23 protein-coding genes and 1 riboswitch are annotated in these 21,989 nt (G+C 47.4%); of the genes, 5 read left to right on the top strand and 18 right to left on the bottom strand.

Annotated elements, in window-relative coordinates; translation table 11 throughout:
- Nucleotides 1-113 precede the first annotated feature (113 nt).
- The 11 genes from RTR76_RS04230 to hisG all read right to left on the bottom strand — a co-directional run bounded on the left by RTR76_RS04230 (nucleotide 114) and on the right by hisG (nucleotide 9,957).
- On the bottom strand, nucleotides 114-1,343 hold the full coding sequence (locus tag RTR76_RS04230) for a divergent polysaccharide deacetylase family protein (RefSeq protein ID WP_312517030.1): 1,230 nt from the start codon (nucleotides 1,341-1,343) through the stop codon (nucleotides 114-116).
- A 3-nt stretch (nucleotides 1,344-1,346) separates the two neighbouring features.
- Nucleotides 1,347-1,811 carry a chemotaxis protein CheX gene (locus RTR76_RS04225; protein WP_312517028.1) on the bottom strand — a complete coding sequence of 155 codons (465 nt, stop codon included), beginning with the start codon at nucleotides 1,809-1,811 and terminating at the stop codon, nucleotides 1,347-1,349.
- Between the two features lies 1 nt (nucleotide 1,812).
- Nucleotides 1,813-2,664, bottom strand: a complete 852-nt coding sequence (locus RTR76_RS04220) for a response regulator (protein WP_312517026.1) — start codon at nucleotides 2,662-2,664, stop codon at nucleotides 1,813-1,815.
- Nucleotides 2,665-3,537: 873 nt separating this feature from the next.
- Nucleotides 3,538-4,188 carry a bifunctional phosphoribosyl-AMP cyclohydrolase/phosphoribosyl-ATP diphosphatase HisIE gene (hisIE, locus tag RTR76_RS04215; protein ID WP_312517024.1) on the bottom strand — a complete coding sequence of 217 codons (651 nt, stop codon included), beginning with the start codon at nucleotides 4,186-4,188 and terminating at the stop codon, nucleotides 3,538-3,540.
- Nucleotides 4,185-4,943 (bottom strand): imidazole glycerol phosphate synthase subunit HisF, encoded by a 759-nt coding sequence (gene hisF, locus RTR76_RS04210; protein WP_312517021.1) that lies wholly within the window; start codon nucleotides 4,941-4,943, stop codon nucleotides 4,185-4,187. Before hisF ends, hisIE begins: the two co-directional genes overlap by 4 nt.
- A 1-nt stretch (nucleotide 4,944) precedes the next feature.
- Entirely contained in the window at nucleotides 4,945-5,676 is a 732-nt protein-coding gene (gene hisA / locus RTR76_RS04205; protein ID WP_312517019.1) for a 1-(5-phosphoribosyl)-5-[(5-phosphoribosylamino)methylideneamino]imidazole-4-carboxamide isomerase, read from the bottom strand.
- A 10-nt stretch (nucleotides 5,677-5,686) separates the two neighbouring features.
- Complete coding sequence (gene hisH / locus RTR76_RS04200; protein WP_312517017.1) at nucleotides 5,687-6,289, bottom strand: imidazole glycerol phosphate synthase subunit HisH; 603 nt, start codon at nucleotides 6,287-6,289, stop codon at nucleotides 5,687-5,689.
- A 20-nt stretch (nucleotides 6,290-6,309) separates the two neighbouring features.
- Nucleotides 6,310-6,897, bottom strand: a complete 588-nt coding sequence (hisB, locus tag RTR76_RS04195; RefSeq protein ID WP_312517015.1) for an imidazoleglycerol-phosphate dehydratase HisB — start codon at nucleotides 6,895-6,897, stop codon at nucleotides 6,310-6,312.
- Nucleotides 6,894-7,952, bottom strand: coding sequence for a histidinol-phosphate transaminase (hisC, locus tag RTR76_RS04190; RefSeq protein ID WP_312517013.1), 1,059 nt, complete (start codon nucleotides 7,950-7,952; stop codon nucleotides 6,894-6,896). The genes hisB and hisC overlap by 4 nt, the downstream gene beginning before the upstream one ends.
- A complete protein-coding gene (gene hisD, locus RTR76_RS04185) occupies nucleotides 7,946-9,295 on the bottom strand; it encodes a histidinol dehydrogenase (RefSeq protein ID WP_312517011.1) in 1,350 nt (449 codons plus the stop codon). Before hisD ends, hisC begins: the two co-directional genes overlap by 7 nt.
- Nucleotides 9,292-9,957, bottom strand: coding sequence for an ATP phosphoribosyltransferase (gene hisG, locus RTR76_RS04180; protein ID WP_312517009.1), 666 nt, complete (start codon nucleotides 9,955-9,957; stop codon nucleotides 9,292-9,294). The genes hisD and hisG overlap by 4 nt, the downstream gene beginning before the upstream one ends.
- Nucleotides 9,958-10,117: 160 nt before the next feature.
- On the opposite strand from hisG, the gene RTR76_RS04175 reads away from it, so the two are divergent.
- Nucleotides 10,118-11,071 (top strand): D-2-hydroxyacid dehydrogenase, encoded by a 954-nt coding sequence (locus RTR76_RS04175; RefSeq protein WP_312517007.1) that lies wholly within the window; start codon nucleotides 10,118-10,120, stop codon nucleotides 11,069-11,071.
- Here RTR76_RS04175 and RTR76_RS04170 read toward each other — a convergent pair.
- From RTR76_RS04170 to RTR76_RS04160, 3 genes are read right to left on the bottom strand one after another with little or no spacing between them, the layout of a single operon-like run.
- Nucleotides 11,068-11,595: an HDIG domain-containing metalloprotein gene (locus RTR76_RS04170; RefSeq protein ID WP_312517005.1), complete on the bottom strand. Its 528-nt coding sequence runs from the start codon at nucleotides 11,593-11,595 to the stop codon at nucleotides 11,068-11,070. The genes RTR76_RS04175 and RTR76_RS04170 overlap by 4 nt on opposite strands.
- A 5-nt stretch (nucleotides 11,596-11,600) precedes the next feature.
- Nucleotides 11,601-12,785, bottom strand: coding sequence for an ATP phosphoribosyltransferase regulatory subunit (hisZ, locus tag RTR76_RS04165; protein ID WP_312517003.1), 1,185 nt, complete (start codon nucleotides 12,783-12,785; stop codon nucleotides 11,601-11,603).
- Nucleotides 12,786-13,100, bottom strand: a complete 315-nt coding sequence (locus tag RTR76_RS04160; protein WP_312517000.1) for a YerC/YecD family TrpR-related protein — start codon at nucleotides 13,098-13,100, stop codon at nucleotides 12,786-12,788.
- Between the two features lie 177 nt (nucleotides 13,101-13,277).
- Nucleotides 13,278-13,386, top strand: a riboswitch (SAM riboswitch).
- Nucleotides 13,387-13,458: 72 nt separating this feature from the next.
- Between RTR76_RS04160 and RTR76_RS04155 the strand changes: the two genes are divergently transcribed.
- From RTR76_RS04155 to RTR76_RS04140, 4 genes are read left to right on the top strand one after another with little or no spacing between them, the layout of a single operon-like run.
- On the top strand, nucleotides 13,459-14,517 hold the full coding sequence (locus RTR76_RS04155; RefSeq protein WP_312516998.1) for a methionine ABC transporter ATP-binding protein: 1,059 nt from the start codon (nucleotides 13,459-13,461) through the stop codon (nucleotides 14,515-14,517).
- Nucleotides 14,486-15,139 carry a methionine ABC transporter permease gene (locus RTR76_RS04150; RefSeq protein WP_312516996.1) on the top strand — a complete coding sequence of 218 codons (654 nt, stop codon included), beginning with the start codon at nucleotides 14,486-14,488 and terminating at the stop codon, nucleotides 15,137-15,139. Before RTR76_RS04155 ends, RTR76_RS04150 begins: the two co-directional genes overlap by 32 nt.
- 47 nt (nucleotides 15,140-15,186) lie before the next feature.
- Nucleotides 15,187-16,014, top strand: a complete 828-nt coding sequence (locus RTR76_RS04145; protein WP_312516994.1) for a MetQ/NlpA family ABC transporter substrate-binding protein — start codon at nucleotides 15,187-15,189, stop codon at nucleotides 16,012-16,014.
- 24 nt (nucleotides 16,015-16,038) lie between these two features.
- Nucleotides 16,039-16,857, top strand: coding sequence for a MetQ/NlpA family ABC transporter substrate-binding protein (locus RTR76_RS04140; protein ID WP_312516992.1), 819 nt, complete (start codon nucleotides 16,039-16,041; stop codon nucleotides 16,855-16,857).
- A gap of 242 nt (nucleotides 16,858-17,099) precedes the next feature.
- On the opposite strand, the gene RTR76_RS04135 is transcribed toward RTR76_RS04140, so the two are convergent.
- The 4 genes from RTR76_RS04135 to RTR76_RS04120 form a co-directional block, all read right to left on the bottom strand.
- Complete coding sequence (locus RTR76_RS04135; RefSeq protein WP_312516990.1) at nucleotides 17,100-17,420, bottom strand: YbjQ family protein; 321 nt, start codon at nucleotides 17,418-17,420, stop codon at nucleotides 17,100-17,102.
- 46 nt (nucleotides 17,421-17,466) lie between these two features.
- On the bottom strand, nucleotides 17,467-18,840 hold the full coding sequence (gene dcuC, locus RTR76_RS04130) for a C4-dicarboxylate transporter DcuC (RefSeq protein ID WP_312516988.1): 1,374 nt from the start codon (nucleotides 18,838-18,840) through the stop codon (nucleotides 17,467-17,469).
- A gap of 121 nt (nucleotides 18,841-18,961) precedes the next feature.
- Nucleotides 18,962-20,380 carry a GntP family permease gene (locus RTR76_RS04125; RefSeq protein WP_312516986.1) on the bottom strand — a complete coding sequence of 473 codons (1,419 nt, stop codon included), beginning with the start codon at nucleotides 20,378-20,380 and terminating at the stop codon, nucleotides 18,962-18,964.
- 34 nt (nucleotides 20,381-20,414) lie between these two features.
- Nucleotides 20,415-21,983, bottom strand: coding sequence for a DHA2 family efflux MFS transporter permease subunit (locus RTR76_RS04120; RefSeq protein ID WP_312516984.1), 1,569 nt, complete (start codon nucleotides 21,981-21,983; stop codon nucleotides 20,415-20,417).
- Nucleotides 21,984-21,989 lie beyond the last annotated feature (6 nt).

Here is a 21,989-nt window from a genome sequence, read left to right as displayed (position 1 = left end):
ACTCCTGCGTTGTCGTCAGTCAGCATACTCCCAGTATGCCTCCCTTCTCCGCCTAGGTTTGTGAAAAATAGCCTCGCCATTATCCAACCGTTTTAGAACTGACAAGGTACTTATTATTTAACCAGATCCGATGCGAAAATCAGCCGCACTCCATCAGCTTCAAGCTCAGGAATCATTTCTCTGAGAGCAATCGCCGTATTGGGGCGGGCATGACCGATAACCAAAGCGGTACCGTCACGCAGTGCGATTTGACCGGCGGTGCGAAGCTGCTGCTTAATTGCCTCTACATCATTATTGTTATCCAAGAACAGCTCATTCTCACTTGTGGGAATATTCATTTCCCGGGCAGTTTGCGCTGCTACCGATTGTCCATTGGTACGGCTGTCAATAAAGAATAGGTTCTTGGTCTTCAGTACCGTTAAAACATTGCGCATTACTCGCTTGTCGGCAGTTGCTTTTGATCCCTGGTGATTATTTACACCAATCAAGCCAGGAATATTTTGCAGAGCACTTGTGACAATCTGCTGAATTTCGCTGTCGCTCATCCCAACAGTAATGGCTGTTTTTTCCTGCTGCTCCGTTGTCGACATCGGTTCCATTGGCAAATGCAGCATGACCTGGTGATTAGAAGCCAACGCTTTTGATGCAGCGATCTGCGAAAAAGGATGATAAGGCAGTATTGCGAAGGTTAGCGGCCGGTCAATAGCTGCCAGGGCGTCAATCGGATCGTAGTTATAGCCAAAATCATCCAGTACAATAGCCAGTTTGCCGCTTCCCCCACCGGCAACCTGAGGCTTGCGCTCGGGCATTGCCTGTTCCTTTGTGACATAAATCCGGTCAGTGATCATGGTGACAGGATCGCCTTCTAACCGATCCCGGAACCCAACATCAAAACGGAGTACATTTGTTCCCTGGTACTGATCAGGTGCAGAGCCTAATACCTGTCCGGTCTGACTCAGTGTCTTCACCATCAAGTCTTTAAATTTATCGGTGCTGCTCCCGGCGGGTATGGTAATAAGGGTCTGGCGGGCATGCCAGCGAATCGTGCCCTCTACTCCCTGACGGGGTACTTCCCGCTTTTGCTCCTGTTGTGCTTTAATCTTTGCTTTACCTGTTACAAAAGCTTCATCAACCAGACTGTGTACTTTCCAGGCTGTTTCAGTAAAATCCGCTGCCGTTGTTGCTCCCGATTTTTCTGTCTTAAACTTTTCCTGTGTCTGAGTTTGCGGCTGCTGAGGTGACCGCGGCTTTTCATTGCCAGGAGCCAACCAATACAGAACCATAGCAACACTCACCAGCGCCGCTAACAACCATATTGTTTTGTTACTGTTTTTTTTCGCCATAAGTTATCCTTTTTCCACACCAATGTTAACTTCCAAAATCTCAGAATCTACCTGCAGTTCCAGGGCAATGAACTTTGCACTGCTAAGTTTTGCCTTAAAATCGTGGCCGATAACCATACTGGGAGTGGATATATCCACTTCAAGCCCCTGCTGACTAAACAGGATTGCTGCATTGGCCGTCACCATATTGGCAAGCTCTGACAAAGCACTCTGTGCCATATCATCGAAGCTGTCGACCGGCATTCCCATCATCATAGTAGAAGCAATACTGCAAGCCGCTTGCTCGGTCATATTATAAGCTATGTTGCCACGTACCTGTTTAGACATGCCAACAAGAATCGTAACTCCTTTGCTTTCAACAAATTGTTCTTTAGCGCTTATCTTGCCACGGCCAATCGCCTGCACACCAACCTGAGGTAAAACTTGGGTGATGGCATCGACGAAAGGGTTGATTAAATTTGCATCCAAGTTAGTTGCCTCCCACAAAACCAACACTGAAGGATATTGGTCCCAAAATAGTTTCTGCATGGATTACGTATGATTTCAGCTTTGGATTAACAATACTGATTGCTTCGCCAAATAAGATACTGGGAGGTGTCAAGCGTAAGTCAAGCTTAGGAAAAAGATGATTTATCCGCGATACACCATGTCCGCCAATAATATTGGCAAACTCGGCAACACAGTGCAGTACGTCTTCCTGATCGTCTATCGTTCCCTTGCATAAATGCTCGGCCAGAGCCTTGGCTGTCGCCTGGCTCAAGTCGAGGATTGCCCGTCCCTGATACCCGCCAGTAACTCCCAGCACAATCGCAAGTCCCTGTGAAACAAATGCACCACTGATAACAGGCAAAACGGTTACAGGAGATTGGGTCTGAAGCAATTCTACTAAAGTCTCTTCAAAGGCTGCTTGAAATGGTTTTATGTACTGTTCGTGAAACTGTTCTTCCACTTGTGGAACATTACATACCTGCCGCAAGACGCTGGCAAGCTCATCAGCTTTCGCCGGTTTCTGCAGAAAAGCCTGAATACCGATAGCGCTTCCCTGTGCAATCAGTGCTTCATCCTTCATCGCACTAACCATAACAATATGCGCACCAGGCCATTTCGCCAGAATTTCACGGCTGCAGACCAAACCATCCATATCCGGCATTGTAACATCCATCGTAACCGCATCGGGCTGCAGTTCACGGTATTGTGCAATCCCTTCCCGCCCGGTTTGAGCAAAACCGCATACCTCAAAGCCAGAAGCTTCTAGTGCGCCTTTCATGACTTTCTGACTAAAGGGTGAATCATCTACTACTAATACCCTGATTTTTTCCATTTTACTCTCCTGACATACTATTTCAATCATTAATACAGGCATTTTTCGCCATATTCTCCCCTTTTACCTGCTGCTTTTTAATTTATTCTTCGCCTGCAGCTACATACGATTTCTAAGACTAATTGCATATTTTTGCGGCAATGAATATAATATAAAAAAGGGCTGGCGTGTCGTCGCACACCAGCCCACAGGCTGTCTAGACAGGAATAGTTAGCCCAAATTATCCACTACTTAAGAAATAACCGCAACCTTGCAAGGCGGTTATTTCTTTTGGATCATGACCATTACCATGAGCGTGGCAAATGCAACAGCAAATGTCAATGCTTCAAAAACAGTCATTCCCACCACCCCTTTCCCTTTTAAAGGAAGGGGCTAACCGTCCCAATAGCCTGCATACTCATTATAACATATTTTTCCAGGTCAATCATTTGAATCTTCAAATAGCTATTTGGGACATGGGGACAGGTTCATTGTCCCAGCCAGTCATTTCGATAGTCAGTTGCATATTTTTGCTGCATTGAGGTATAATATAAGAAAAGGACTGACGTGCTCTAACACGCCAGCCTCTACAGGTTGTCTAACCGGGAAACGGTTAGCCCATATGTTACAAACTATTCAGAAATAGCCGTACACCTTGGGGAGGGGCGGCTATTTTCTGTTGGTCGTGACCAATACCATAAGCGTGGCAAATGCAACAGCAATTGACAATGCTTCAAATACAGTCATCCTACCACCCCCTTCCTTGCCAGGAAGGGGCTAACCGTCCCCCGAGCAGCCTGTATGCTTATTGTAGCATAGTTTCGCAATCCAAAATCATATAATCTGAATATTCAAAAGGTCGTTCCCTTGCAGGAACGACCTTTTTTATTATGTCTATTTGCGCCGCTTGTGCAGCTCGGCCAGCAGTTCAGCTGGGGTAATATTATGATAAGCCAGCAGCACCAGGCAGTGGTACCACAGGTCCGCCATTTCGTACAGTATTTCATTCTTGTCGTTATTCTTTGACCCAATCAGCGTTTCCGCTGCTTCCTCACCTACTTTTTTCAGGATCTTATCCTGGCCTTTGGTAAAGAGATAAGTCGTATAGGAGCCTTCCTGCGGATTAGCCTTGCGGTCGGCAATTACATGATACAATTCCTGCAGCACCGTTGCCGCACTCCCATATACTTTGGCGGGATCAAATAGCTGCTCCCCGTCTTTTTCTCCGCCGAGTGTCCGGCTAAAGCAGGAAAGTGTTCCTTCATGACAGGCCGCACCGGTTTGCTCCACGCTCACCAGCAATGTATCACCATCGCAGTCATAGCGAATGTCCTGTACCTTTTGCACATTACCGGAGGTTTCCCCCTTTTGCCACAGGCTGCTGCGACTGCGGCTGTAAAACCAGGTCACACCGCTTTGCACTGTTTTTGTAAGGGCTTCTCTGTTCATGTAGGCCAACATCAACACCTTACCGGATGTGCTGTCCTGTATAATGGCGGGAATCAATCCCTTATCATCGAATTTCAGTTGTTCTATATTGATCATAATCGCACCTCCACTCCGCGTGACCGCAGATATTCTTTCACTTGCCGTACAGAAAACTGCCTGAAGTGAAATACCGATGCAGCGAGCACCGCATCTGCCTTACCTTCTGTAAGAACATCATAAAAATGCTCCAGTTCTCCCGCTCCGCCTGAAGCAATCACCGGTACATCAACAGCCTCAGCCACCGCCCGGGTGAGAGGGATATCGTATCCGTCTTTTGTGCCGTCTTTGTCCATGCTGGTTAACAGAATTTCACCGGCACCAAGTGCGGTTGCCTCTTTGACCCAATCCAGCACATCCATACCGGTAGGGGTACGTCCCCCGTTAATATAGACTTCCCATTTATCAGGTTCCGTCCGCCTGGCGTCTACAGCGAGAACGATGCACTGGCGGCCAAAGCAGCGGGCTCCTTCTGCCAGTAATTCACGATTTTTCACGGCAGCCGTATTGAGCGATACTTTATCGGCACCTGCCTGCAGCATACGCCGGATATCCTCTACCGTCCGGATGCCGCCGCCCACTGTGAAGGGAATAAAAACCTCAGCAGCTGTCCGTTCCACTACTTCTACCATGGTATTGCGCTCATCAGAAGAAGCGGTAATATCCAGGAAAACCAGTTCATCGGCTATTTCGCCATCATACAGCATGGCCAGCTCCACCGGGTCACCGGCATCGCGCAGGCTGACAAAGTTCGTGCCTTTTACTACCCGTCCGTCTTTCACATCCAGGCAGGGTATAATGCGTTTGGTATGCATATTATTTCACCTCTCCCCGGGCAGAGCTTAGTGCCTGCGCTAAGGTAAGCGCCCCTGTATACAGGGCTTTGCCGACAATGACCCCTTCAATATCCGGACCGGCTTTCATGAGCTCTTCAATATCTTGTATGCCGCCAACGCCGCCGGAGGCAATGACCGGAATCTGCGCAGCCCTAGCCAAAGCGGCTGTAGCTGATGCATTCACACCGCTTAAGGTGCCGTCCCGGGAAATATCCGTATAAATAATGCGCTGCACACCGGCAGCAGCCATGCGCTTCGCTAACTCTTCGGCACTAATTCCGCCGGTAATTCCCCAGCCTTCAACGGCTGCCTGACCATCGCGGGCGTCAATCCCGACAACGATTTTGTCGCCATATATCCGGCAGGCCTCTTTAACCAGACCGGGATCTTTTACCGCCACTGAGCCTAAGATTACCCGGCTGACGCCTGCCGCTAATATTTCATCTATTGTAGCCAGTGTGCGAATACCGCCGCCCAGCTGCACCGGCATAGTCACTGTCTTTACAATCTCTGCAATAACGCCCAGGTTAACCGGCTTGCCTGCCAGCGCACCATCAAGATCCACCACATGGAGGAATTCTCCTCCTTCAGCCTGCCAGCGCACTGCCATGTCAACGGGATTATCGGCAAAAACCGTTTCCTGGTCAAAGCGGCCTTCGGTCAGGCGGACACATTTGCCGCCCCGTATATCAATTGCGGGAAAAATGATCATACTACCTCTCCTATTGGCCCAGCCAGTTTTTCAGCATCTGCATTCCTACTGCGCTTGATTTTTCCGGGTGAAACTGAACAGCCTGCACATTAGCGCAGCCAACTGCCGCTGTTACCTCCTGTCCATAGGCAGTTACGGCCGTAATCACCTGTTCGTTCGCCGGTACGGCATGAAAGCTATGGACAAAATACACATACGGATTGTCTGGTAAGTCTGCAAACAAAGGACTTGCTGCCTTATAGGCGAGGCTATTCCATCCCATGTGAGGGATTTTGAGTCCATTTGTCTCGATCTTCCGGACCATTCCGGGGATAATGCCAAGACCGGCGACACCAAGGTCTTCCTCACTGCCGTCAAATAAAAGCTGCAATCCAAGGCAAATACCCAGAAAAGGCGTTCCCCTGTCCACTACCTGATGTATAACCGCTTCCAGGCCATAGCTGCGCAGATTGTTCATGCAGTCGCCAAAAGCACCGACTCCTGGCAAAACGACTTTATCGGCAGCCGCGATTTGACCGGCATCGCTTGTTATGACTGATTGGGCGCCCAATTTGGCAAACGCTTTTTGTACACTATATAAATTTCCTCTGCCATAATCAATAATTGCAATCACTTAGGCTGCCCTCCTTTACGTTATAGGCTTCCTTTGGTAGATAGAACGCCAACAATGCGCTCATCCTTACGAGTGGCTTCGTCAAGCGCACGGCCAAGCGCTTTGAACAGCGCTTCAATAATGTGATGTCCGTTTTTTCCATGGAGCAGCATGACGTGCAAGGTTATTCCGGCATTATCGGCGAAGGCCCGCAGGAATTCTTCCGTCAGTTCCGTATCAAAACTGCCGATCCGCTCAACCCGGGTATCTACCTCATAATGCAAAAAGGGACGTCCGCTGAGATCAAGCGATACCTGAACCAGGGCTTCATCCATGGGTACAAAAGCTGTACCGTAACGGCGGATGCCTGCTTTATCACCAACTGCCTGAGCCAGGGCTTTCCCCAGAACAATACCGGTATCTTCTACTGTGTGATGTCCGTCAATATGCAAATCGCCCTCAGCTGTAAGCGTAAGGTCAAACAAGCCATGCTTTGCCCATAAGTTCAGCATATGATCAAAGAACCCAATGCCGGTTTGCACGACAGCCTGACCGGAGCCATCCAAGGTGAGAGTTGCCTGAATATTGGTTTCTGCCGTACGGCGCTCAACCGTGCTCGTCCGGCTCATGCTTTTACCTGCTGTATATAGGCTGCTACCGCCTGCAGCAGCGTGTTGTTCTCTTCCACTGTTCCGATTGTGATGCGCATGCACCCTTCCAGCCCGGGAGCACTGCCGAAATCGCGAATCCCTATTCCATTTGCCGCCAGCCACGGGGCCAGTCCATTGCTGTCAGCTTTTATCAGCACAAAATTGGCCTGTGAAGGATAAACTTCCAATCCTTCAATTAAACTGAGACTATCAATCAACCTCTGCCGTTCACGTATAGCCAAATCAATATCGGGCTCAAACGCTTTGCGCCGGTCATAGACCACTTCTGCGGCTGCCAGCGACAAGGCATTCACATGGTAAGGCATTAACGCCTTGCCAAGAATGGTTGTAAGCTGCGGATCAGCAAGCAAGTAGCCTACGCGGGCAGAGGCTAAGCCATAGGCCTTGGAAAACGTCCGGGTTATGATGAGATTTGAGTATTTACTAAGCAGTCCGATTGCTGAATGCCCGTGAAATTCATAATAGGCTTCATCTACCACAACAGGGCAGTCCGCCCCCGCGACAATTGCTTCAATTGTTTCCATGGGGATTGCATTGCCGGTTGGATTATTCGGATTACACAGTAGAATCAGGCTTGCCGAACTCGCGGCTGCAGCAGCCAGAACTTCTTCGGCAGACAATGAGTAATCTGCCTTAAGCTGGACCGGTACCGCCTGGCTGTCAGCCAGTTTGGTGTAAATGCCGTACATGGAAAAGGAAGGAGTCGGAAAAACAATGCTCCGCCCCGCTCCGCCAAAGGCATAGCACAGTGCAGCCAGCAGTTCGCTTGAACCATTACCGATAACCACGCTTTCACGGGATAGATTCATTGCTTTGGCGATTTTATCACGAAGCCCGACAATCCCGATATCCGGGTAGCGGTTAAAGGGCAACTCACTTATCCGGGCGATAACGTCCTTGAGAACGGCAGCCGGTAAATTGGTGGCCCTTTCATTGGCATCGAGACGAATGGGAAACTCTGTTTCATCAACCGAATAAGGCTTGAGTTGATCTAAACCGGGTCTAATCAGCATTTGCTTTCCCTCCTGACGCGAATAGCATTTGCATGAGCCTCCAGTCCTTCGGCCTCAGCAAGACGGATAACCTGATTGCTGGCGGCCAGTAAAGCCTGCTGGCTATATGCAATAATGCTTGTTTTTTTCATAAAGGTTTCCACATTTAAAACCGAATAAAAACGGGCAGTACCGCCTGTAGGCAATACATGATTGGGACCAGCCAAATAATCCCCTAACGGCTCCGGTGACCAGGGTCCTAAGAAAACAGCTCCTGCATGCTTCACATAAGGCAGCAGTCCAAAGGGATCAGCCGTAAGAATTTCCAAATGCTCAGGTGCTGACAAATTAGCCAGTTCCATTGCCTCTAAGATTGTTTCCGTCACCAGAATCAGTCCGTTTTGCTGCAGCGCCTGTTCAGCAATTTCTCTGCGGGGAAGCTGCGCCAGCTGACTGATGAGTTCTTCCTCCACAGCTGCTGCCAGCTCGGCACTGTCGGTAATTAAAATACTCGATGCCAGCACATCATGCTCTGCCTGACTGAGCATATCGGCGGCAATGTAGCGTTTGTCTGCTGTTTGATCGGCAACGATAAGAATCTCGCTGGGGCCGGCCAGCATATCAATATCACAATACCCATAAACAGCTTTTTTAGCCAGGGTGACAAAAATATTGCCGGGACCGGTAATTTTATCCACCTTGGGTACAAGCTCCGTGCCAAAGGCCAGAGCGGCAATCGCCTGAGCACCGCCAATTTTAAAGATCCGCGATACACCGGACTCCCGCGCGGCAACCAATACATAAGGATTCACAGAACCATCTTTAGCCGGAGGGACTACCATGATAATTTCCTGCACCCCTGCTACCGAAGCGGGAATTGCATTCATAATAACCGATGACGGATAAGTTGCCGTCCCGCCGGGAACATAAATGCCCACTCTTTCCAGAGGAATACACTTTTGTCCTAACAGCGAGCCGTGCTCCCGTTCCGTAAACCACGATTTCGGCAATTGCTCTGCGTGAAAACGCCGTACATTTGCAGCCGCCTGCCGGATGGCTGCCAGGGTTTCGCTGTCGACCAATGTATAGGCAGCATCTATTTCCCCGGCTTGAACCTCCATAGTTTCTGCTGTCACATTAGCACCGTCGATCATTTGCGTATATTGGAGAACCGCCTCATCCCCCCGCTCACGCACAGCGCCCACAATCGTATCTACTACCTGGGCAGCAGTTAATTCCTTGCCAAAGACCTGACGAATGCGGGCCTTGGCTCCTTCTCCCAGATTAACATGATCAAAGCTGGGTTTAACCAGAATTTGCTTGCGTTCAAGAGCAGTCAGCTCTTTCATGATCAATCGTTTCATTGTTTAGCCTCGCTTTCCAACAGGCTCCTTAAGTCCTCACTCAATTGATGAATGCGGTCAAATTTCATTTTAAAGCTGACCCGGTTGGCAATTAGCCGGGCAGTAGCCGGATGAATGCTAGCCACTTCTATCAGATTGTTTTCTTTAAGAGTTCTGCCGGTCTCAACAATATCGACAATCAGCTCAGCCAAACCTACCATCGGGGCCAGTTCAATAGAACCGTTAAGCTTGATAATCTCCATTTGGATACCCAGGCTGTGAAAGTACTTTTCAGCAACCCGGGGATATTTTGTTGCCACCCGCATGTGAGCATAGTCACTCATTTTGTCCTGCAGCAGACTTTGGGGAACAGCCGCCATCAAGCGGCAGAAGCCATACTTCAAATCCAGCAGTTCATAAATATCTTTATTTTCTTCTAGCAAAACATCTTTACCAATAATACCGATGTCAGCAGCGCCATACTCAACATACGTAGGCAGGTCCTGTGTTTTTGTGATAATAAAGCGAATTTTGGCTGCTTCATTAGTAATAACCAGCTTGCGCGAGTTTTCACTGAGTCCTTCGGCTGAAAACCCTACCCGGGCCAGCATGTTAGCGGAGAGATCAAACAATTTACCTTTCGGTAAAGCAATTGTTAAGTAATTCATATCACTGGAAGTCATAGCTTCGCTCCTGTGATTTTATTTCCTTTAACACATTAAAGGATTAACATGTTAATATATTATCATCTTTAAAAAGAAAGGTCAATTACTCTTGTAGGATTTTTGGTGAATATGTAGAAGTATTTGGAGAATACTACCAATAACATAAAGGGGGTTCACTATGGCACCCGCACTCAACATTTTAGTACTTAATCCATTAGCTGACCGGCATATTGAAAAAATTAATAATGTTGCACCCGATACCGTTATTCACACTACTAATCTGGAGGACGCCAGACAGCACATTGGTGACGCCGATATTCTGATCACCTGGGGCTGGATGGATATTCGCACCCTTTTTCAAAATGCTCCCAAACTAAAATGGGTACATGCACTAAGCGCCGGTGTAGAAAAATTAAATTTTCCCGACATGCAGGCAAGTGATACTATTTTAACCAATTCCAAAGGGATTCATGGCATCCCTGTTGCAGAACATGTTTTAAGTCTCATGCTGGCTTTCACAAGAGGGCTGAACCTTTTAATCCGCCAGCAGCAGCAAAAGATCTGGAAGCGTGTTCCCACCGAGGAAATTCAGGACAAAACCATTGCCATTGTTGGGCTTGGCAGTATTGGCCGGACAATTGCTAAAAAAGCCAAAGGCCTGGGCATGAACGTAATCGCTGTTAAGCGGGAAATGACAACGGAAATCTTTGTTGATGAATTATATACTCCCGACCGTATCTATGAGATGCTTGCAGAAGCTGATTTTGTAGTGGCAGCCTTACCCCTGACTGAAGAAACAAATGGATTTTTCCGCCTTGAGCATTTTCAAGCAATGAAGCGATCTGCCTATTTTATTAACATCGCCCGTGGCGCTGTTGTAAAAGAAGCTGACTTGATTCAAGCTCTTGAACAGGAATTAATTCAGGGAGCCGGACTTGATGTCTTTGATCACGAACCCCTGTCAAAGGACAGCTCTTTATGGGCAATGCCGAACGTTATCCTGACACCGCATTTAGCAGCTTTGTCACCAGCTTATCTTGATCGGGCAATGAAGCTCTTTGCCGACAATCTGGGACGGTTTATCCAGCATGCTGAAATGGAAAATGTAGTTGATAAGGCCAAAGGGTATTAATTCAATTCATCCGCTTCTCTGAGTAAAGTAAGCTCCGGTATATCATGAAACGCCGGTGCGTCATGATGGCGGCTTACAATAGCAATTACCGCTGCCCCGCTGCCGATTTGCTTCAGAAAAGCAGCACTTCGCCCGGCGTGATGAAAGTAGGTATGAAAGGCGTGGCGCAAATTAGCAACTTTGCTGCCCCGCCCTTCTTTTGCCCATTTTCGCGCCCAGTGCGGCGCTATTTTGTGAGCAATAACCGCCGCAATTTTATCAAACGTACTGACATCGCCCTTTACCTTCCCCACATCGTGCAATAAAGCACATTGGGTAAGCAGCGGCTTATCAATATCTGTCCGGTCTTTTGCCAGACGCAGCGCCGTATATGCCACATTCAGGGCATGGCGCTGGTCTGGCTTATTCATATTCCAGAAAAGCCGCTGCTCTGCCGGACGAAGCTCGCGACCGACAAAATCACGGTCAGCATCGGTTATCGTTGCCGTCAATGCACTAACAACCTGATTGATTCGCTTTAGCATTTTTGTTAACCACCTATATAATGGAGCTTGGTACAACACCGCTGCCTCGTGTTTATTTCTGCAGCCTCCCGGCTCTCGGCCTCCAGTGCCAATTCGACCCGCCAGCCTTCTGCCCTAAGCTTATTCGCTGTTGCAATTGCCTCTGGCAAGCTATTGCCTTGCCAGGCTACATAACAGTCTTTGTCTGCTGGCGGTGTGCTTAAGCCCTGGCGCTCCAGTGCCAGCAGCACCCTTTCAATGCCGAGAGCAAAGCCGGTTGCCGGACTGTCGCTGCCGAAGGCCGCAAGCATTTTGTCGTACCTGCCGCCGCCGCAGATCGGGAAACCCAAGCCCGGTGTATAGCCTTCAAATACCATACCGGTATAATAGTCAAAATCACGAATGAGCCCCAAATCAAAATTAACATGCTCCTGTACACCATAGCTAGTCAACAGCCGGAAAATATCCGCCAGATTATCGAGCGCTGCCCGGCTGACCTCATTAGGAGCCATCTTGTAGGCCTGCTCAAATACTTCCTGGCGGCCATGCAGCACAGGAATACTTTTGAGGAACTTCTGCATATCGGCGCTCAAGCCGCTGGCACTGAGGATTTCTCCCAATCCAACAAGATCACGCCGGACAATTGCGGCTTTGACCTGCTGGCGCTGGGCGGGATTCAATTCACTTTCCGCCATAATGCCATTAATAAAATCCACCTGACCGAGACTGACTTGAAAGTTGGTTAAACCGGCTTCCTGCATAGACGCAACAGCCAGTGCAATAATCTCTGCATCGGCAGCGGGTCCCGGTGCTCCCAGAAGTTCCACTCCGGCCTGGTAAAACTCGCATTGCCGGCCAGCCTGGGCCAGTTCATACCGGAAAACATTCGTCAAATAAAACAAGCGCAGCGGCACTCCTGCTTCGCGCATGCGAGTTGCAGCTGTCCGGGCAATAGGCGTCGTCATATCCGGCCTCAGTGCCAATATACGATTATTCTTATCCAAAAACTTAAACATATGCTGTTCTACGTCATTCGTTGCGCCAACCATCAGTGTTTCCAGATATTCGAAGGTAGGAGTTACAACCTCATCATAGCCCCAATTGCCAAAAAGCTGGGCCAAACCTGCTTCAACCACCCGTTTGCGACCTGCCTCACGGGGCAGAAAATCGCGTGTGCCATACGGAATTTGCGGTACATAGTCTTGTTTCATTTATGCGTCTCCCCCATCAGCTGTATCTTTTAAACGGTCCAGGATCACCTTATAACCATCCGCTCCATAGTGCAAGCATCGTTTGACCCGGCTGATCGTTGCTGTGCTTGCTCCCGTCCGGAGGACAATATCGTCATAAATATGGCCTTCCTGCAGCATGCGGGCTACTTCCAGGCGCTGGGCCAGTGACTTTAATTCGCTGATTGTACAAATATCCTCAAAAAACTGATAGCATTCTTCCTCTGACTGGAGTGCTAAAACTGCCTTAAACAACTGATCTGTCAGGGCATCCTTTAATTTCGGATTGACCGTCATGGTCATCGCTCCTTCACTGGATTTCTTTTCATTGTAATTACTATTCTAGTATAAACATCTTTTTCCTGTCTTTAATCCTTTTTTTCTTTACTTCGTGATAAATAAAGTGATATTTTTTTACTTGACATGTTTACACTACCATGATACTATTTGTTACATCAACTACATAGAAAACTCATTTCATCAAGAGTTGGCTGAGGGAATGGCCCTATGACGCCGCGGCAACCAATCACAGCAATGTGAAAACGGTGCCAATTCCACGGGAGTTTATCCCGGCAGATGAAGATTAAAAGGTTAACTACCTCTTCGTCTTTGTCGAAGAGGTTTTTTTGTTTTTTAGAAAGGAGCAACTATAACCATGATTAATTTGTCAGGTATTACTAAAACCTATCAGGGTACCGCCGGACAAGTGGACGCCCTTAAAGGTATAGATCTAAAAGTTGACCAGGGCGAGATTTTCGGCGTTATTGGCAAAAGCGGCGCCGGTAAAAGTACACTTATCCGCTGCATCAATATGCTTGAACAGCCAACTACAGGTACCGTAACGGTAGATAATCAGGAATTAACGACCATGAGCGAGCAGGATTTACGAAATATGCGCAAGAGGATCGGCATGATCTTCCAGCATTTCAACCTTCTCTCCTCCCGTACTGTGTATGAGAATGTCGCCTTCCCATTAGAGCTGGCCGGAAAAAGCAAGGCAGAAATCGCTGCCGATGTGCTGCCACTCTTAGAGTTGGTAGGATTAACGGATAAGAAAGATCAATATCCGGCACAGCTTAGCGGCGGTCAGAAGCAGCGGGTAGGTATTGCCCGGGCACTTGCCAGCAAACCGCTGGTGCTGCTCTGTGACGAAGCTACATCTGCCCTCGACCCGCAGACAACTAAATCCATCCTTGATTTATTAAAAAGTATTAATGAGAAACTCAATTTAACTATTGTCTTAATCACACACGAAATGCAGGTTATCAAAGAAATTTGCAATCGCGTCGCAGTCATCGAAGGTGGTTTGATTATTGAGCAAGGACCGGTGCTTGATATCTTTACAAAACCAAAATCTGCAACTACGCGGGAGTTTATCCGGGCCATCATTAACTACGATTTGCCAGATATCTTCCTTGATACAAATTTCTCAGCGACTCCCCTGCAGGATGGAAACCTGGTTCTGCGCTTATCCTTCATCGGGCATGCTGCGGGAGAACCGATTATCGCCGGTATGATCCGCCGCTTTAATGTAGATACCAGCATCCTCTACGGCAATATCGACCATATTCAAAGCACTCCTTTTGGAACACTGATCGTTGAACTATCGGGAGAACAGCAAAATATTGAAAATGCCTTGAACTATTTACGGGCAAAAGATTTGGGAATTGAGGTGATCGGCTATGTCGCAAGAAATGCTCGCGCTGCTGGTTGAGGCATTATTGGAAACTACCTATATGGTAGCGATCTCGGCTTTTGTTGCTGCACTGGTCGGTATTCCGTTAGGCGTCATACTGGTTACAACAGATAAAGGACACATCCTTGAGAATATCCCTTTAAATAGTGTGTTAGGCGCAATTGTCAATGCTGCCCGCTCCACTCCCTTCATCATTCTGATGGTCGCTATTATCCCGATCACCCGCATGATTGTCGGTACCTCTATCGGAACCAATGCGGCGGTTGTCCCCTTAAGTATTGCCGCGATCCCTTTTGTCGGACGCATTGTGGAAGCAGCCTTAAAGGAAGTAGATCACGGCGTAATCGAAGCCGCCCAGGCCATGGGAGCCTCCCCCTGGGAAATTATTAAAAAAGTCTTGCTGCCGGAAGCGCTCCCTGCCATTATCCTTGGTCTCACCATTACCATTATCAGCCTCATCGGTTACTCGGCAATGGCCGGAGCTATTGGCGGCGGCGGGCTGGGTGACCTGGCTATTCGCTACGGGTACCAACGGTTCCGGGCCGATATTATGCTGGCAACGGTAGTGATCCTTATTGCCCAGGTTCAGCTTGTCCAGTCGGGGGGAGATTATCTCGCCCGCCGGCTTAACAAAAAATAAATTCCAAAAATAATAAACTAAAATTAAAAATTCAGGAGGAATTCACGATGAAAAAATTAGCTCTCTTACTTATTTCCGTGCTTACTCTGGCTCTTGTCGCCGCAGGATGCGGCAGCTCATCCAATAACTCTGCCAAAGCTCCTGCGCAAACAGCTAAAACAGTGCTAAAAGTAGGTGCAACTGCAGTTCCTCATGCGGAAATTCTAAAGGTCGTAAAGCCCTTGCTTGAGAAAGATGGTATTGATCTGCAAATCGTTGAGTTCTCCGACTATGTCCGTCCTAATGTTGCTGTTGCAGAAAAAGAGCTGGATGCTAACTTCTTCCAGCACATTCCTTATCTGACTAAATTCGCTGCCGAACGCAATCTGCAGCTCACTTATACCGCTGCTGTTCATATTGAACCAATGGGCGTTTACTCTAAGAAAATTAAAAACCTGAACGAAATAGCCAATGGCGCTCAGGTAGCTATTCCCAATGATCCTACTAACGGCGGACGCGCACTTGCTCTTCTTGCCAAAGCGGGCCTCATTAAACTGAAAGACGGCGTTGGCATAAATGCTACTGTTAAAGATGTTACCGACAACCCTAAAAACCTCAAAATTTCTGAACTGGAAGCACCTCAACTGCCCCGTGCTTTAGATGATGTGGCAATTGCCGTTATTAATACTAACTACGCTTTGGAAGCCAAATTAGTCCCTACTAAAGATGCGCTGTTCATTGAACAAAATGATTCCCCTTATGTTAATATCCTTACTGTTCGCAAAGGCGACGAAAACCGCCCTGAAATTCAGAAGCTGACCAAAGCGCTGACTTCTGAAGACGTAAAGAAATTCATCAATGAAAAATACCAAGGCGCAGTTGTACCTGCGTTCTAACTAAAAACTAGGGAGGCTCTTCCAATGAATAAATGGGTAAAATCGACTGCCCTTACGCTGGCAGTTGTATTCTCACTGGGCCTGACCGGTTGCGGCGGCAGCCAGACAGCTAAACCGGCTAATGATAAACCAATAAAAATCGGCGTTACTGCCGGTCCCCATGCGGAAATTATGGATTTTGTTAAAAAGGTTGCTGAGAAAGACGGCTTAAAAATTGAAGTAATCGAGTTCAACGACTATATTCAGCCGAATGTTGCTCTTAACCAAGGCGATATTGACTTAAACAGCTTCCAGCACCAGCCTTATCTGGACAATATCGTTGCTGACCGCAAATATGAAATCTCCTTCCTGGCAAAAACAGTTATCTTCCCAATGGGTATTTACTCTAAGAAAGTAAAGAATATCAATGAGCTCCAGCCTGGTGCCACCATTGCAATCCCTAATGATCCTACCAATGGCGGACGCGCCCTGCTGCTGCTCGAAAAAGTTGGCTTGATCAAACTGAAACCCAATACCGGTCTGAAAGCAGCGGTTACCGATATTGCTGAAAATACCAAAAACCTCAAAATAAAGGAACTGGATGCCGCTCAAATTCCCCGTTCCCTTGATGATATCGACTTAGCAGCGATTAACACCAACTATGCCATGACGGCCGGTCTGGTACCGACTAAAGATGCCATTGCTTTGGAAGATCCCAATTCTCCTTATGCCAATATCATTGCCGTCCGCACTAAGGATAAAGAGAATCCTGCCTTCCAGAAATTCGTTAAAGCTTATCATTCAGAAGATGTAAAAAAATTCGTTCAGGAACATTTTAAAGGCTCTGTTGTTGCGGCCTGGTAAATACGAAAAGACCTGCCTATAGTCGGCAGGTCTTTTTTTACTATGCTCTTCATTTCCTGTCGGCCCTTCTGGAAATAGCCGGTCCGAAGGATGGGAAATCATCAGCTTACGTTAAGAAATCCGTACTGTTTGAGCGTAGCGAGTTTACGAATTTTAGTAGGCTGATGATTTCCCAAGGCTATTGGAAGACAGGCCTAGCCTTTTTGCCTACTTTTGTGGCGATGGCAAAAGTAGGAACTCGGTTATTTAGGTGATATTTTTACAGCCGTACCTAATATGACTATCATCATTAAGCCTTCACCTACGGTGGAAATAGAATGCTGAGCTCCAATTACGGCATCTGCTCCCATTGCAGCTGCCCGTTCCTGCAATTCAGCCAAAACGGTATTTACGCTCTTGGCAAGTGAATTCTCATATGAGGTACTTCTGCCGCCGAATATATCGCTTAATCCGGCCAGAAAGTCACGTATCGCATTTGTACCCATAACAACTTCACCGCTGACAATGCCAATATAGCGTGTAATCTGATGCCCTTCCAGCTGGGATGTGGTTGTAACAATCATGGCAATCCTCCTCTACGGTATCTATCACTAGTATAGCCTAAATCACTTACCGGTAGAAGTATAAAAATGTAGCGGCAACATTCACAATTAAGCCACCTACCATGGGAATAGCGGTTCGCTTGACCACATCAACCGGTGAAACACCAGCCATACCGGAAACAACTACAATTACAGCGGTGATAGGCGATATGCTGCGCGCCAAACTGGCGGCAAAATGCATTGGCAGCAGCATTAACACCGGAGCAACAGCCATTTTTGCCGCAACGGTTGGCGTCAGAGCTGCAAATGCAAAGAAAGGGGCATTACCAGAACCCATTACAACTGAGGAAACAGCAATAATGCTTACCATAACGATAATCATACCAGCAGCTCCGAGGCCTGCATTCTGAGCGGAATTGATGATCGCATCAATCGCACCAATTGTTTTTAAGCCATGAGCAAAGGTTTCCCCTGCCACTATCAGCGTAACAACCGTCGCAAGCTGAATGCCCATACCGTCAAAAAAGATTTGAATATCATTAAATATTTTCTTACCGTCTCGATAGCGGATATATTCAACAACCATGGTAATAAATACACTGATCAGCATAGCATTGACAATATCCATTTTTATGGAAGCAAACAACAAATTGCTAAAAGCTAGGATCAGGATAAGTGGAATAGTTGGCAAGATAGCATAAAAGGCTGGCGGCAGCACTTCATCTTTCTTCGTTTCATCCTTAGCCACCGCAGTTTTCTGTACCACATGGTCTTCCCGTTTATCAAACCACTGCTGAACAACATAGTGCAGAACAGCGACTACTGCCATAACGGTTAAGGCCACCGGAACCTGATACTGTGTCCAATACGTAGTAATATCCAACCCGGCTGTTGTTGCAGACAATATGCTGCCTGTATCACCGGGGCTCCAGTCCAGACACAGGGTTGTGCCGATTACAGCAGTTGCCGACAGACGGCTTACTCCCAGACTGACCAATATAGGAAACATGGTAACCATCAATAAGAGCCCTAACCCGGAAGCACTGTTAATGAACAAGCCCAGAACCTGGCCGGTCAAATATGCTGCTGCTAATACAAGATAGGGAGCATGCAGCTTTTCCAGCGGCTTGATAGCAATACGGACCAGTACCTTGCTGGCACCAATATGATCCATATAACGGGCAAAGCCGCCAACAGCCATAATATTAAGGCCCAGCCCGGCAGCCCGGGAGCTCAGTGTCTTCTTAATTACCTCAAACATATCAAAGAAAACCAGACCGGTACTGTCCTTTGGGGACAATATAGTTCCCAGCCCCAAAGCAACTGCAATAAGCATTAAAATGATACCTGCCATAAACAACACCGGCTGGGGTTTATACTTTTTGACGATGAGATACCCAACCCAGATAGTAACGAGAAGCGCTACTATTATTGACACCATCCATAACCCTCCTATTATTAAAAAATTCAAAATATAGTCTTTTTCATTTTATCATGAGTTTTGATTTGTGCATATGGTTAATAAAAAAATCTGAGAGGATATCCTCTCAGACTGGACATTTTTATAGCCATCCCGTGAGATCATAAAAAGCAATAAAGAGAAACGCCACAATTGTTTTCATCACGGTTATAGCAAAAATATCACCGTATGACTGGCGGTGCGTAAGACCGCACACCACCATTACTGTAATCAACCCGCCGTTATGCGGCAGGCTATCCAAGCCGCCAGCCGCCAGGCAGATAATGCGGTGCAGAATATCCGGCGGCATATTAACAGCCTGCGCCCAAGCCATGTACTCCTGCCCCAGCATACCAAGAGCAATTGTCATCCCGCCTGAAGCCGATCCGGTAACGCCTACCAGGATATTAGCGGTAATCGCTTCGGAAATCAGGGGACCTGTCCCTATCTTAATCTGCATTAATGCTCCTTTAACAACCTCAAAACCCGGCAGATTGGCAACCACGCTGCCATAGCCATAACCGGAAGCCGTATTTAAAACAGCCATTAGCGAACTGGCTGTCCCAGCATTTAGCACGGTCTTAATGCTGCTATGCTTTCTAAGACCTCTATGACCAATCCACAGTGCTAAAATAATACCAATAACCAAAGCAATATTTAAAGCCCAGAGCGCTCTGACTTTTTCAATACCAGGGCTCAGCAGCGACAGCTTCAGTGCCTGAAAAGGAATCAAGCTGTTCGCATCCCAGCTATAGGCCCAGGACCACTGAAAGGGATTACTGAAGTACAGATTAAACGTGACTACTGCTACCAGTGGAATAAGCGAAACCGACCAGTGCGGCAGTCCGTGTTCTTCTTTTAGCTGGGGTTCATGAAGAACATGATTGCCATATCCTTCACCCCGGGCAGCTGCAGTCCGGTGCCGGTACCCCAGCCAGCCGTAACCCAGCCCAAAAATCACCAAACCGCTGAGAATGCCGGTGACAGGCGCCGCCCAGGTAGTTGTCCCAAAGAAGGTCGTAGGAATAATGTTTTGAATTTGCGGTGATCCCGGAAAAGCAATCATACTGAAGGTAAATACTCCCAACCAGATTGTCGCCGGAATGAGCCGCTTCGGAATGTCCGCTTGCCGGAACAGTGCAGCAGAGAACGGATAAATAACAAAGACAACAACGAAAACGCTTAAGCCTCCATAGGTTAAAGCCGCACAACCAAGGATAGTTGCTAAAATAGCCTGATCCTTACCCAGTTTGCCAACAATGGCACCGGCAATGGATTTAGCCATTCCGGCATCTTCCATGACTTTGGCGAACACTGCACCGAGCAGGATAATGGAAAAATACATTTTAAAAAATTCGGCTGCCTTGGTCATAAACAATTCGCTATAGACCGGCATGAGATGAAAGGGGCTGGCAGCTGCAGCTACCAGTGCAAAGATGGGACCAAACAAAATGATTGAATACCCACGGAAAGCGAAGTACATAAGTAAGAAAAGACTAAGTACAATTGCTGCTAATTCCATTTGGTCTCCTCAATTCCTTAATATTAAATTTTTCTTATTCGAGCATCACATGCTGCGCACGGCCGGGCTCCTTTTTAGCAGGTTTTAATAAGACGGAGGGAATCACGCCTACAAAACAGATCAGCGCCAAAACCAGAAAAGCATCATCAAAAGCAAATACGAAGGATTGCTGGCTGACCACATTACTTGTCAGTACCAGCGCCTTTAGATGAGCAAGTGATGGTATACTGCCGGCATGGCTGAACAGCTTCTGTCCTTCGCTGATAAACTGATTTGCTGTCCGGGAGGCAACATGAAAAGCCTCTGACAGCTGTGCCAAGTGAAAAACCTGCCTGTTGTTGATTACTGTTGTCAAAATGGCAATCCCCAGGGAACCGCTGATTTGACGAATCGCATTATTTAACGATGAGGCTCGGCTTATTTTTTCCATTGGCACCGTATTCATTCCTAAAACGGTTACCGGCATCATAAATAGTCCCAAACCAAGCCCACGAACAACCATAACGAACAATATTGTGGTATAGCTCGTATCCATATCAATGAAGCGAAAAGGCAGCGAGCCTACCCCTAATAACGTTATTCCGCTAAGAATGACCGGCTTGGCTCCGAACTTATCAGCAAGCTTCGCTGCTATCGGCATCATCAGCCCGGCAGTTAAAGCAGAAGGAAACATCAGAATTCCGGTCTGCATCGCCGTATAGCCTCTCATGTTTTCCATAAACAAAGGAACTAAGAATATCCCGCCAAACAAGCCTATAGTACCGATAAAGGTGATCATGATACTAAGGGAAAAGTTCCAGTTTTTAAATAGCGACAAATCTAGTATTGGATTATCATGATTCAGCTCAATGACAACAAACAGGATCAGGCTGGTAATTGCCACATAAAATAATCCCATTATATAGGCTGATGTCCAGCCTTCATCCGTACCTTCGCTTAAGGCCAGCAGCAGGCAGAATAAGCCAAGAGCTGAGGTAATTAAGCCACCTGCATCAAGCTTCTGTGAGCGGGAAACGGGAGTTTCCTTGAGGATTAGCGCTGCCATTACATAGCCAATTACACCAATCGGCAAATTGATCGTAAAGATCAGGCGCCAGTCCCAGTACTCAACCAAATAACCGCTAAGCGTAGGCCCCACGGCAGGAGCAACCATGGCGGATATACCCCAGATGCCCATCGCCATATTTCGTTCCTGCGGCGTAAATACATAATAAACAATAGACATAGTAACCGGGATAATCAGGCCACCGCCAATTGCCTGGATCACCCGAAAGACAATCATACTGTCATTGCTCCAGGCAATGCCGCACAATACGGAACCAATTGTAAATACGGCCAGACTGAACAAATACATGCGCCTTGTGCCGTATACATCGCAGAAATAACCGGTGGCAGGCTGAATGACTCCCATAGTCAGCATATAGGCAGTTAATATCCATTGGGCTTGATCGGTATCAACAGAAAATACCGCCATCATTTTCGGAATGGCGATATTGACAATACTCGTATCAAGAATACTCATAAATCCACCAATAATCGTAACACCTAAGGCCCACCACTTGTACCGTTGTTCTGCTATTTCCAAACGGGGAATGGTAAACATGGCAAT

The sequence above is a fragment of the Anaerospora sp. genome (assembly GCF_032013335.1).
GTDB lineage: Bacteria > Bacillota > Negativicutes > Sporomusales > DSM-15969 > Anaerospora.
This window is presented reverse-complemented; position numbering and strand designations above follow the sequence as displayed.